The organism is Fibrobacter sp. (assembly GCA_024399065.1).
Classification (GTDB): Bacteria; Fibrobacterota; Fibrobacteria; order Fibrobacterales; family Fibrobacteraceae; genus Fibrobacter.
The window spans coordinates 77,273-89,697 of record JAKSIB010000001.1 but is presented as its reverse complement, the minus strand read 5'-3'; the positions used below and the strand labels follow the sequence as shown (position 1 = coordinate 89,697).

Sequence of the window (12,425 nt, the reverse complement as noted above, 5' to 3'; positions counted from 1 at the left end):
TTTTGCAACAATGGTTTATGGCAAACTAGCGCAGAAAACTCTGTGATTTATTTTTCGTAACCCACGGCGTGATTCAACAAAGGAATCTGCTTTTCGGAAAGGCCGAGAAGTTTCTGGAGGCCAGCCTTGTCCATAGAGGCACGGACACGGGTATCAATCTTTGCACCAGCGCAATAGATGCTGATATTTTCAGAAACAAGGCCAGCATCCGCAGCACCCATCAAAATACGGTCAGCTTCAGGGCCGCGATCGAACTTGGAAACATCAGTCACCAAGAGGATGATCACTGGAGTCTTCATGCGTTCCGTAAAGAGGGCGCGGTTGTCTCCCTCCACCACAAGATTCATGGCATGAGCCTTCGGGTCATACTTGTAGGCAGCCTGAGTGGTGAAAACATAAAGATCCACATCCTGCTTGTTCAGCGCAGAAGGTGCAGTGCGATGACCACTTTCCGAACGGTTGATGCCGTTAGCAGCCCACAGGATATTTCCAATTTCCTTATAGGAAACAACCTTCTCGGTAAAGCCCTGTGCCGACTTGCGATTCTGCAAAGCGAACATCACGTCAGCATTCAAGGACTTGGGAGGAGCATCAAACTTGATGGTCTTTGCAAGTTCCGGTTTTGCGGCGGCAAAAGCAAAAGTGCAGCAAGCCAGAGCGAGAGCGAGAATAGTTTTCAATTTCATAATGTTTTCCTTTTTTTCAAATATACTATACAAGAACGCGAATCAGCACCATGTAAAGTGCGGTTCCCACCGCCATGGAAAGGAACAACTGACGACGCCAAATGTGAACAAGAGCCGTAGCGGCGATTCCCGCAATTTCAGGAATGCCATGCACTCCTTCAAGCCAATTCACTTCCTTAAGGCAATAGACTACCAGCATTCCAAAAACTGCAAGGGGCAAGGCCTTGCCCAGGTACTGGATGTATTTTGGCGTAGGTTTTCCTGCAGGGAAAACAAGGAAAGGCAAGGCGCGGGTCATAAACGTAATCACCGCAAGAATTATGATGGTAATAATCTGCTGCTGGGAAGTCATTTGCGGACCTCCTCAAAATAACTAGGTTCCAGCTTTTTGCGGAACGCGGTCAGCATCAAAAGAATCCCAATCATGGCAGGAATCACGAAGTACTGGGACCCCACAACAAACAGGCTGACGGCAGTGCAGCCAATGCCAATCCACGCCGGACGCAGTTCCTTTTCCTTCAGGAACTGATCCATAAAGATGGCGGTAAACATAGCGGTTACAACAAACTCAAGACCATGAATATCGAACTTCAAGAATGAGCCAAACATGTAACCCATGAAGCCGCCTGTAATCCAATAGGAATAATCCAGGAAACTGACCAACAGCATTTCTGTTGCCGTAGCTTCACGAGCATTGTAGTTCACCGCGAAAGTTTCATCCGTAAGCCAGAAAATTAGGAGAGGCTTTCGCCAGCCCATGCCCTTGTAACGGTCCAGCATGGAAATTCCATAGAACAAATGGCGGGCACCCACCACAAGGGCCATACTTGCAGCAGCCAGGGGATTGAAACCTGCAGCAAGCATTCCAAGGCCAAGAAACTCTGCGGAGCCACTATAAATGAATAACGCCATGGACAGCGGATACCAATAGCTAAATCCCATGGATTCCGCCAATACCCCATAAGTAATGCCCAAAAACCAGTACCCCGTAAGCACCGGAAGAGATCGTTTGAAAGCGACCCTCAGGGAATTCTTAAATGAAGATTGGAAATTATTCATGGTAGATGGAATATAGAAAACTATATTTGTACAACTTATCAAAAATTATGGACCGCCTAGAACAACTACGAGATGGAAAGGCTCTCAGCCGAAGCCAAATGCTGCTTTTAATTGGGCAGCTCAGTCTTCCTGCAATTCTTGCGCAGATTTCCACCACCATCATGGAATACATTGATGCCTCCATGGTGGGGCACCTGGGTTCCAGCGAAGCGGCCTCCGTAGGCCTCGTAGCATCCAGCACGTGGCTGCTGGGCTGTTTATGCTATGCGGTGAACGCAGGTTTCACCGTACAGATTGCCCACGCCATCGGAGCCAAGCGCGACGTTCGGGCCCGTAACCTGGTGAAGGTGGGCCTTCTTTTCGGCCTGTGTTTCAGCGCATTGCTCATGGCCTTCGGCGTTTTCATGTCCGGAAAAATTCCTGGACTTCTGGGAGCCGACCCCAGCATCCATCAAAACGCCTCCATCTACTTTTTAATCATCGCCTTGGGCCTTCCGGCAATGCAGTTGAACGGCATGGCCGCAGGTATGTTGCAATGCAGCGGCAATATGAAATTGCCCAGCGCCTTGCAAGTCTGTTCCTGTTTCCTTGATGTGCTTCTGAACTTCTTCCTGATTTTCGAAACTCGGGACGTCAGCATCTTCGGTGCAACATTCACAATGCCTGGCGCAGGCCTCGGTGTTATGGGCGCTGCCCTCGGCACAACCATTACCGAAGTCATCATCATGTCACTGATGCTCTACTTCCTTTTGGTCAGGAGCAAAAGTTTGCACCTTCGCGCCAAGGAAAAAATCTGTTTTTCCATCAAGCAGATTAAGGAAGCCTTCAGAATTTCCTGGCCCGTCGGGTTGGAACAGTTGGTGATGTGCAGCGCCTACGTTATGTTCACCGCCATCGTTACGCCGCTGGGCGCAGCTGCCATTGCCGCAAACTCTTTTGCCATCACCATCGAAAGTTTATGCTATATGCCGGGCTATGGAATCGCCCACGCCGCTACCACATTGATTGGCCAGAGCATTGGGGCCAAGCGCTTTGACCTTACCCACAAAATGGGATTCATGACAACCGGCATGGGCATGACCATCATGGCAATACTAGCCGTATTCATGTTCATCTTCGCTCCGGAACTCATTGGCCTCTTTACACCTGACGAAGAAATCCGCAGATTGGGTACAGCGATTTTAAGAATTGAAGCTTTTGCGGAACCTTTCTATGCAGCCTCCATTGTTGCCAACGGTGTTTTCCGCGGCGCAGGCAGCACCTTCGTTCCCAGCATTATGAACCTTGTGAGCATGTGGGTGGTGCGCCTCCCCCTTGCTGCATTCCTCGTTACAAAATACGGTCTTCGTGGCGCATGGATGGCCATGTGCGCAGAACTCTGCTTCCGAGGCACCATCTACTTGGTACGACTTGCTAGAGGACGCTGGATTCCGAAACACAGCTAAGCAAAATACAACGTTCCAAGGAATTCTGTTTCCACAACTCTCAAAAAAAATTTTATTTTGGCAATAACCAAGGAAAATTATGAAAAAGCTTTTTATCGCCATGATTCTTTGTGCATTGTCTGTTTCCGCATTCGCTGCAGAATACAAGTGCGACAAATACACCGCATCCTACGACAGAACCTACTGCATGAGCAAGCTTTTCGTAGAATCCGATAATGAACTGAACGAAGTTTACAAGGAACTCCGCGAAAAGATCAACGAAGAAGGAAAAGTTGATCTCAAGAAAACCGAAGTTTCCTGGATTAAATACAGAAATTCCAAGTGCGAAGTTATGCCTGGCACTATTGATGTTCGCTGCAGCTACGAAGTCAACGTAGAAAGAACCAATTACCTTCGTGACCGTCTTCGCGAATGCAAGGTCGGTCAGTGCGATTACAAGGCCATCAAGTCTCAAAGCTGGTAATTCAATTTTTAAAGCCGCATGTACGATCCACGTTTTTTGCCGATTTGCAAAGAAGACCTCGACGAACTTGGTTGGGATTACGTTGATGTTATTGTCATCAGCGCCGATTGCTATGTGGACCACCCCAGTTTCGGCCACGCTGTAGTTGCACGACTTTTCGAACACGAAGGTTTGCGTGTTGCCATTTTGCCTCAGCCCAACTGGCGCGACGACTTGAGAGATTTTAAGAAGTTGGGTAAGCCCCGCCTGTTCTTTGCCATCAGTAGCGGCATGGACAGCATGGTGAACCACTACACTGCAGCAAAGCGTTTGCGCAGCGACGACGCCTTTACCGCAGGTAACAAGGCTGGCTTCCGTCCGGATTACGCCACCTACACTTACGCAAAAATCGTGAAGATGCTCTTCCCCGATGTTCCGCTTTTGATTGGCGGATTGGAAAGCAGCCTGCGTCGTGTAACCCATTACGATTACTGGAGCGACCGTCTAAAACCCAGCATCTTGGCAGAAACAGAAGCTGACATTCTGGTGTACGGCATGGGCGAAAAGCCCTTGAAGGAAATCGTACGTCTTTTGAAGAAGGGCGTTCCCTTCTCCAGCCTAAAGAATATTCCCCAGACCGCTGTTCTCGTGAACAAGGGCGAATTACCCACACCGGGTAAGCACAAGGATTTGGGCACCACTTGGGAAGACTTGCGCCTCCCCAGCCACGAAGAATGCGTGGCCGAAAAGAAGACCCAGATCCAGAGCTACAACAAAGTGGACATTGAATGCAACAAGATGTACCAGCGCCGCATTTTGCAGGATGTTGGTGACAAGACTGTTGTGATCAACCCGGCCTATCCGCCCATGGAATACGGCGAACTGGATGAAAGTTTTGAATATCCCTATGCACGCGCTCCTCACCCCCGTTACAAAAAGCGTGGTGACGTTCCTGCATTCGAGATGATCAAGTACAGCATCAACACCCACCGCGGATGTTTCGGCGGTTGCAGTTTCTGCGCCATTAACGCACAGCAGGGCAAGTTCATTGCCAGCCGTAGCCGCGAAAGCATTTTGCGTGAAGTAGAAATCGTCACCAACATGGAAGGTTTCGCAGGCACCATTACGGACTTGGGCGGACCCAGCGCCAACATGTACAAGATGCGTGGCAAGGACCGTTCCCGCTGCGCCAAGTGCGCACGTCCCAGTTGCTGTACCCCGAAAATTTGCGATAACATGAACACCAGCCATCGGGAACTGATTGAGCTGTACCGCGAAGTACGCAATCATCCAAAGGTAAAGCACCTGTTCATCGGAAGCGGTGTCCGTTACGACTTGCTGTTGCAAGAAACTAATGATGAAAACCTGCGCAAGGAACACGAAGAATACGCCCGCGAACTTATCGACTACCATGTCAGCGGCCGTTTGAAGGTGGCTCCGGAACACACCGTAGAAGAAGTGCTGAAGTTGATTCGTAAGCCCAGCTTTACGCTATTCCACAAATTCAAGGAATTCTTTGACGAGGAATGCAAGCGCATCGGCAAGAAGCAGCAGATCATCCCCTACTTCATCAGTAGCCATCCGGGATGTACCGAGGCCGACATGGCGGAACTGGCCCTAGAAACAAAGCAGTTGGGTTTCCAGTTGGAACAGGTTCAGGACTTTACGCCGACTCCCATGACTATTGCAACGGAAATGTTCTACGCCGAAATGAAACCGGATGGAACTCCGCTGTACGTGGCAAAGACTCCAGAACAGAAGAAGGCCCAGAAGCAGTTCTTCTTCTGGTATATTCCTGAAAACCGCCCGCAGATCCGCGCCACTTTGGAACGCTTGAAGCTGGGCAAGATTGGACGTCTGCTGCTCTCCCGTTCCGCAATCGCCGAAGGCAAGAACTTCAGCCCCAGCAAGGAACGCGAAGAGAATCCGGAATTCCGCGAACGCGATTTGCAGAAGCGTGCCGAACGTAGCGCCATTTCCATCGTTCCGCAGAAGTCAGGCGAAAAAGGCCGTTGGGAAAATTCCGCACGCCGCGAACGCCGTCAGGCTGAATTCGGCGACAAGACCTGGGTTCCGCGCCACGAACGCATCCAGGAACAGCGCGACGTACGAAATCAAGATCGCCGCGACGACAACCGCGATTTCCGACGCGATGATAATCGCCGTGGATTCCAGCAGGGTGGCAACAAGAGTTTCCATCGCGATGACCGCAACGGATTCGGCAGAGGCAACAACAATCAGGACCGTCGCGGCGGCGGCAACGGCAATGGTCGTGGCCCGCGCAACGACTCCCCTGTACAATTCAGCTCCAAGCGTCGTCCCGGCCGCTAACTTCATGAGCATATGAAGTCCGTCTTCGCCTACCAGGATTACCGCATCTTCCTTCAAGACTACTTTGACGAAATGAAGGCTCGCAAGCTTTTGTCTTGGCGCATCTTCGCCAAGCAAGCAGGATTTTCATCGCCGTCTTATTTGAAGCTTGTATGCCAAGGTAAGACCAACTTAAGTAGCGCAGGCATCAATCAAGTCGCAGTAGCTCTCGACCTCAAGAGCGTTGAACTAGATTACTTCAAAATCCTGGTAAACTTTAACCAGGCTAAAAATGCTGAAGAGAAACAAAAATATCTGATCCAGATGGGAAACCTTGCACAGAGTAAAAAAGTCAGGGTTCTCAACGAAATCATGTACGCCTTTTTCTCATCCTGGCTGAATCCCGTTGTGCGTGAAATGGCTCCACACATCACCAGCACCAAGCCTAGCGAAATCGCACGACGATTCGTTTCCGAAGTAAGTGCAGAGGATGTCAAGGCAACCCTTCAGTTCCTAACCAAGAACCATTTTCTTACCAAGACGTCCGATGGGCACTATGAGCAAGTGGACCGAGAACTAGCTTCTCAAAACAGAGATGTCACCGCAACGGTCCTGCGAACATTCCACCGCCAAATGAGTGAACTTGCAGTCGAATCATTGGAAAAGAGTGGTATCGACGAACATCACTTTTCAGAGCTTTTCGTAGACCTTTCCAAAGAAGGTTACCACAAAGTATTGAACGAAATTATGGAGTTTCGCAGAAAGGTCCAGAACATTGCGGCCCAGGATCAGGGACTAGATAGAATCTACAGCCTGAATTTGCAACTTTTCCCGCTGACACATAAAAACACCAGCAGCCCGAAGCAAAAGCAGTTGAGATCTGAAAAGACTAAAAAGAATGCTTAAGCATTCTTAGCGAGCACACTCCACCATTGATGTTCGCTACGCGAACATCTCAAATGCTAGCCTCGGTCATGCCCGATCAAGCTCGGTCGCGACACTCAGCTTACGCATTTGTCACCCTTAGAGGCTCATTCAGGAGTGTGCAAGCACACTCCACCATTCGCCGCTGGTTCTTTCCTGGGTTACGGAGAAGCCGGCTTCTTCAAACCACTTGATGATGTAGTCACGTTCCGTTGCCAGCTGACCAGAAATAATCAGTTCGCCGCCTTCTGCAAGCAAATCTTCAATATCATCACGGAGAGGCCACAATTCGCTGCGAATCATATTGCAGAGGATCACGTCGAACTTGGTGTTGTCCTTAAACGCATCCAGGAAACCCAGCACGCAGTCAGAACCGTCGAAACCGTTGCGCTCAAAGTTTTCTGCAATGCAGGGAATTGTCAGCGGATCAATTTCTGTACCCACCGCAAGTTTTGCGCCACGACGCTTTGCAAACATGGCCAAAATGCCAGTACCGGTACCGATATCAAGAACAGACTTATCCTTGAAATCCACAAATTCCATCAAGTGGGCGCAGCTGCTGGTAGTATCATGTTCGCCAGTGCCAAAGGCAGTCTTTGCTTCAAGTTCCAGCACCACCGTTTCTGCATCTTCCGGAGTGTATTCAACCCAAGGCGGACGCACCACCAGGTGGGGGCTCACGGAAACAGGCTGGGCGCGATCACGCCACCACTTGTCCCAATCCTTGGCAGGTTCTTCGGTCACAGTAAAATGATACTGGGGGAACTCGGACACAATACGGTCACGTTCTTCCTTGTCTCCTGTGTAAAAGCAAAAGTCTGTACGACCATCTTCCTTCGGGTCCAATTCCTCGAGAGTGGCAACACCAGCTTCAAAAAGCAGGTAGCTTGCAATTTCATATTCTTCTTCAGAGCAATAGCCCTGGGCCTTATACCATGTATCAATTTTCTGCATAGAATAAATTTAATAAATCCAATTCTCAAGCCTCGCGCAGGCTGCCTAAAATCGTTTGATAAATGGACCGCAAAAGAATTAAGAAAGAATGAAAGAAAAGCATCTAGCTTTTCTAATCCTTTATACAGCGAATAGACATATATTTTTCTTTATTTCCATCAGCATAACCGGCATCAAATAATTCTTCATTTACGATATACAGTATTATAGCATATTTTGCACGTTCACCAAATTTCGAGTCTTTGTCTAAGGTTGTCCAAAATCTAGATTGGTACTCATTGATAATGCCATTATTGGAATAACTTTCCTCATAAACAGGTATGGCAGAAAATCCCACATCATCTGTCGCCGGGGCTTCAGCAACCCATGCATTCATAGACTTAAGTTTCATGTTTGCTTCAAACCATATTCCCTTATCAAAATTATTGAGTAGCACGACAAACTCGTCTTTTTCCGGCACATGCCATCCATTAGGGCAAATTCCTTGATGAGGAACGACCTTGTCTTCATAGAAAAAAAGATTATTGTACGAAGCATCAAAATTCATTGCAGCGGCCCATGTATAAAGGCGACCATAAACTTCGCAGGAATCCTTTGCACACTTAGAGGCAACCTGATCATCGGCATTGCCACCAATAGTCGCCAAATTAAGATTTTCGGCAAACCATGTTTGATCGCCAATCACAACTGTTTTGTATCGCTGGCCATCACGTTCATCTACAATCTCATCATAAGCAATTGACGGATTCAGATATTTCCAATTAGGCTTTTCTCCCACATAGGGCACATAAGATTCTTTGTTTTCAGACACACCAGAAGAGGAAAGTACGTCATCAGCAACAGAAGATGAAGACACATTTTCAGTCCCTGAGCTGAGCGGAGAATCCTCCGGAGAAACAGGATCGTTTTCTAAACCATTTGAACATGCCGTCAACACAAACATTGTAAACGACAAAAACAATAAGAACTTTTGCATTTCTAAAACCTCCAAACCAAATATAAATTACAAGAAATATAAAAATCAAAAACCATTCATAAAGGCTTATGCAAGGAACTAAAAAAGACTAGTTGTGGTGTATAACAATCTTGTAAGCTGGATTGTGGATTGACAAAAAGAACTACAGAAATATCGGAGTGCCCCCCCCGAAAACACACCATTGAGACTACGTTTCTTTGATTTCCGTTTTTTATGAAGTTTACAAATTTTCATCATCAGCGTGCTGTTTCGGAGCATCGCACCAGAGACAGCGGGACATGTCACGTTCATAAAGTCTTCCACACGTCAAGCACGTGACTTTAGTCTCGGTGCCCTTCTTGAGACCAAACTTGCAAGGCTTCTCCAAATAGATTCCTTCCATTATCTTTACAACATCAGGAAAAACACATTCATCGACCCAATAGGTACGGTACCTTTTTTTGAAGTAGAAAATTCTACCACCAAAGCGGCCCCTTCCGCATCTTAAAAATTCATCTTTATTAAAAAGAAAAAAAATTGTTTTTCCAAACATAAAAAAAAACAAAACAGTCTTCTTTTCTTTCAATTTTGTAGGGATGAGCCCAAAAGAAATACATGAGTACGACAACCAAGCCTGAATACATAAGACAAAAAGGAGTTAAATCAAGGTCTATATTGACATCTTGATACGTATTCAAAGCTACTATCCAAAGAGAAATGTTTGAAAAAAACATCAACATTAAAAAAAGAAATTTAGCAGTATATAAAGCTTTTGCCTTATACGTCACACATTCGATCATTTAATCATCTCTTTGTTAATCTTGTTAGCTACACTTTTTTGAGACAAGTTTAAAATATACAAAAAACACCTAGTTCTTTCCAACTGATATTCCATTGGAGCAAGGTTATTTAAGAAGTCATTTGGTCTTTGTTTGATGATTTCCCAAATGATTTCCGATTCGAAGTGGGTTATTTTTCATGGTTGTTTCTTCGCTACCAAAGGTAGCATTTTAACGAAGGCATAATCGACATTTTTATGGTCATGAAAAGAGCCCAACCCCCAAAGAAAAATGGTCAGGAACCAACTGAAAAAACTTTCGTTTTCAATACGGAACCGCGATTTAGAAAAAGCCGATTAATTTTTAAAGGGATGCTAGGTCATTTTCCGCGGCAAAGTCATATTTTTGCTAGATTTTAAGCAATGCTTTACATCCACCAATATCCAGACTGGACCAGTTTCCGATATAATTTCCAGAGTGTCATGGACGCCCTGGGCCAAACCCGTCTGCAGGAAGGAAAGTTGTTGGGTATTTTTGACGTGGTCAATTCCGGGTCAGCCGATACAGAAACCTTGGCAACGGATATCTGGGCAAATTTCGCCATCGACAGCGAAACCGCATTTGCCAAACCGACAGATGATCTCAAGGGCCTTGAAAAAATCCAGTCCGAGATTTCCAAGAAAAACGACGCCACACCAAAAATCAAAAACATTCTCGGCGCGTTGCTCAACGCAAGCCAACCCCTAACTGCCGAAAGACTTTTTGCATGGCACGCCGCCGTGGGTCAGAACAAAGTAAAGCAATTCCGTACAAAGGATAGTGCCTGGGGAGTTTCCGCTGACCGCATCGAACATGAAATGAATCGATTCCTCCAGTGGTTCGAAACCTCAAAGACCGACGGAGCCGTCAAGGCTGCAATCGCACAGTTCTGGTTCCTGACCATCCGTCCTTTTGACGACGGCAACGGAATCATCGCACGAACTCTAAGCATCATGCTTCTAGCACGTAGCGAAGGCACATCTCACTGCCAGTATTCACTGAACAAGCAAATTCTTGAAGGCCGTCAACAATATTTTGATATTCTGGCCAAGGCCCAACAAGGCAACGGTGATTTGACCCAGTGGATTTTGTGGTTCCTGAACATACTTAAAAAATCCATCGAAGAGAGTCTACAAAACTACACGCAGGCGCTCCAAAATTTAAGATTCCTTCAGAAATTCAAGGAAACCGATTTTACCTCACGTGAACGGGAACTCATAAACGCCATCCGTTCTGGGAAATTGCCAAAGCCCTTTTCTGCAAAGGATGCCGCAGCCCTTACCGGTGTTAGCCACGATTCTGCGCTTCGCGATATCCAGTCCTTAATTCAAAAAGGAATTCTCAAAGCAGAGAACAAGGGCGGACGAAGCCAAAAATATTCCACCTTAATTCAATGACATTATAAGCAAGGCGATAAGAGCAGCAAAGCCGCCCAAGGCAATGCTTCCAATGACAATAAAAAGGACCAAGGCCCACTTGGTATACTTTACAAGTTTAACAATGCCAGCATTTTGATCCTTGGCAAACTGCTGATATACATTCAAAGCGGCCATCAATGTAAAGCCCACATCGTCTAGAAGACCGAAAACAGGGACTGCATCCGGAATAGCGTCTATGGGAGAAAGATCGTAGGCAACAGCCAGCATCGCGAGTGCAATGGAAAGAACTTTCCAAACCGGAGATGACTTCTGCAAATTCTTGGAACCGATCCCAGCCTGATAATCGTCGTAACCAGAATCACCCTCTGCATGACGTTTACGCTGATTTCGTTCCATATCCCTCATGTCATGCACTTCTACATCTTCATAAACTTTTTCGGACATTGCGCCCTCCACGATTCAACATACTCAATCTACTTTTTTTAAAGCGTCCAAAACAGCGATAGTTTGCTTTATTCAAACTTATTTTTGTATATTCTTGAACGTAATTGAGATTTTATAATGCTTGATAAAGAAGTTTTAAAGACCGTCAGCCGTATTGAACTGAGTGTCAGAGGCACGCTGGACACCGTGATGACCGGTGCCTACCATAGTTCCTTCAAGGGCAACGGTATGGAATTCAGCGAAGTCCGCGAATACATGCCCGGCGACGACGTGCGCACCATCGACTGGAACGTTACCGCACGTACCGGCACCCCTTACGTCAAGAAGTTCATCGAAGAACGCGAAATGACCATGCTTCTCATGGTCGATGCGTCCAGCAGCTCCGAATTCGGTAGCGGCACCCAGATGAAGGGCGAAGTCATGGCTACCCTTACCGCACTTCTGGCCTTTGCCGCCATCAAGAACAACGACAAGGTAGGCCTGCTGATCTATACCGACCAGGTGGAACTCTTTATTCCTCCCGAAAAAGGCCGCAAGCACGTACTGCGCCTAATCCGCGAAATTCTTTACTTCAAGCCGCAGCACCACGGCACCAACACCCAGGTGGCACTGGAATACGCCGGCAAGATCTTGAATCGCAAGGCCGTGGTCGTGGTCATGAGCGACTTCCTGGACGAAGGTTTTGAAAGCGCCTTCAAGATCCTCCGCAAGCGCCACGACGTGCTGGCCGTTTCCGTAGTAGACCCCCGCGAAATGGAATTGCCGCCTGCAGGCCTGGTGGAATTGGAAGATCCAGAAACTGGCGAAACCTTGCTGATCGATACCGGCGACGCCGCCTTCCGTGAAGCATTCGCCCGCGAAGCAAAACGTCAGGGCAAGCAGACCAAGGAACTGTTCCAGCGCATGTCTATCGACTTTGTTCGCATCGAGACTCACGACGACTTCAAGGAAACCGTGGCCCCGCTTATTGAACATTTCAGACGCCGCGCCAAGATGGCCCGCGCATAAA

General features: G+C 47.4%; 13 protein-coding genes. 6 read left to right on the top strand and 7 right to left on the bottom strand.

All coding sequences use genetic code 11. The features are described from left to right. Positions 1-47 precede the first annotated feature (47 nt). The 3 genes from MJZ25_00365 to MJZ25_00355 are packed head-to-tail and all read right to left on the bottom strand — an operon-like array spanning position 48 to position 1,745. Positions 48-686 carry a nitroreductase family protein gene (locus MJZ25_00365; protein ID MCQ2122620.1) on the bottom strand — a complete coding sequence of 213 codons (639 nt, stop codon included), beginning with the start codon at positions 684-686 and terminating at the stop codon, positions 48-50. Positions 687-711: 25 nt separating this feature from the next. Continuing rightward, positions 712-1,038: a branched-chain amino acid transporter permease gene (locus MJZ25_00360; protein ID MCQ2122619.1), complete on the bottom strand. Its 327-nt coding sequence runs from the start codon at positions 1,036-1,038 to the stop codon at positions 712-714. Continuing rightward, on the bottom strand, positions 1,035-1,745 hold the full coding sequence (locus MJZ25_00355) for an AzlC family ABC transporter permease (GenBank protein ID MCQ2122618.1): 711 nt from the start codon (positions 1,743-1,745) through the stop codon (positions 1,035-1,037). Before MJZ25_00355 ends, MJZ25_00360 begins: the two co-directional genes overlap by 4 nt. 98 nt (positions 1,746-1,843) lie before the next feature. Here MJZ25_00355 and MJZ25_00350 point away from each other — a divergent pair, with 98 nt between their 5' ends. The 4 genes from MJZ25_00350 (at position 1,844) to MJZ25_00335 (ending at position 6,848) form a co-directional block, all read left to right on the top strand. After that, complete coding sequence (locus MJZ25_00350; protein MCQ2122617.1) at positions 1,844-3,190, top strand: MATE family efflux transporter; 1,347 nt, start codon at positions 1,844-1,846, stop codon at positions 3,188-3,190. 79 nt (positions 3,191-3,269) lie between these two features. Then, positions 3,270-3,653, top strand: a complete 384-nt coding sequence (locus MJZ25_00345; protein MCQ2122616.1) for a lysozyme inhibitor LprI family protein — start codon at positions 3,270-3,272, stop codon at positions 3,651-3,653. Between the two features lie 18 nt (positions 3,654-3,671). Beyond that, positions 3,672-5,963 (top strand): YgiQ family radical SAM protein, encoded by a 2,292-nt coding sequence (locus MJZ25_00340; GenBank protein MCQ2122615.1) that lies wholly within the window; start codon positions 3,672-3,674, stop codon positions 5,961-5,963. Between the two features lie 12 nt (positions 5,964-5,975). Further along, positions 5,976-6,848 (top strand): TIGR02147 family protein, encoded by an 873-nt coding sequence (locus MJZ25_00335; GenBank protein MCQ2122614.1) that lies wholly within the window; start codon positions 5,976-5,978, stop codon positions 6,846-6,848. A gap of 129 nt (positions 6,849-6,977) precedes the next feature. On the opposite strand, the gene MJZ25_00330 is transcribed toward MJZ25_00335, so the two are convergent. The 3 genes from MJZ25_00330 to MJZ25_00320 form a co-directional block, all read right to left on the bottom strand. Beyond that, complete coding sequence (locus MJZ25_00330) at positions 6,978-7,820, bottom strand: 50S ribosomal protein L11 methyltransferase (protein ID MCQ2122613.1); 843 nt, start codon at positions 7,818-7,820, stop codon at positions 6,978-6,980. 112 nt (positions 7,821-7,932) lie between these two features. Beyond that, complete coding sequence (locus MJZ25_00325; GenBank protein ID MCQ2122612.1) at positions 7,933-8,796, bottom strand: hypothetical protein; 864 nt, start codon at positions 8,794-8,796, stop codon at positions 7,933-7,935. Positions 8,797-9,296: 500 nt separating this feature from the next. Next, on the bottom strand, positions 9,297-9,575 hold the full coding sequence (locus tag MJZ25_00320; GenBank protein ID MCQ2122611.1) for a hypothetical protein: 279 nt from the start codon (positions 9,573-9,575) through the stop codon (positions 9,297-9,299). Between the two features lie 401 nt (positions 9,576-9,976). Here MJZ25_00320 and MJZ25_00315 point away from each other — a divergent pair, with 401 nt between their 5' ends. After that, positions 9,977-10,990 carry a DUF4172 domain-containing protein gene (locus MJZ25_00315; protein ID MCQ2122610.1) on the top strand — a complete coding sequence of 338 codons (1,014 nt, stop codon included), beginning with the start codon at positions 9,977-9,979 and terminating at the stop codon, positions 10,988-10,990. On the opposite strand, the gene MJZ25_00310 is transcribed toward MJZ25_00315, so the two are convergent. Further along, positions 10,979-11,416, bottom strand: a complete 438-nt coding sequence (locus MJZ25_00310) for a DUF1232 domain-containing protein (GenBank protein ID MCQ2122609.1) — start codon at positions 11,414-11,416, stop codon at positions 10,979-10,981. The genes MJZ25_00315 and MJZ25_00310 overlap by 12 nt on opposite strands. A gap of 117 nt (positions 11,417-11,533) precedes the next feature. Here MJZ25_00310 and MJZ25_00305 point away from each other — a divergent pair, with 117 nt between their 5' ends. After that, on the top strand, positions 11,534-12,424 hold the full coding sequence (locus MJZ25_00305; GenBank protein ID MCQ2122608.1) for a DUF58 domain-containing protein: 891 nt from the start codon (positions 11,534-11,536) through the stop codon (positions 12,422-12,424). Position 12,425 lies beyond the last annotated feature (1 nt).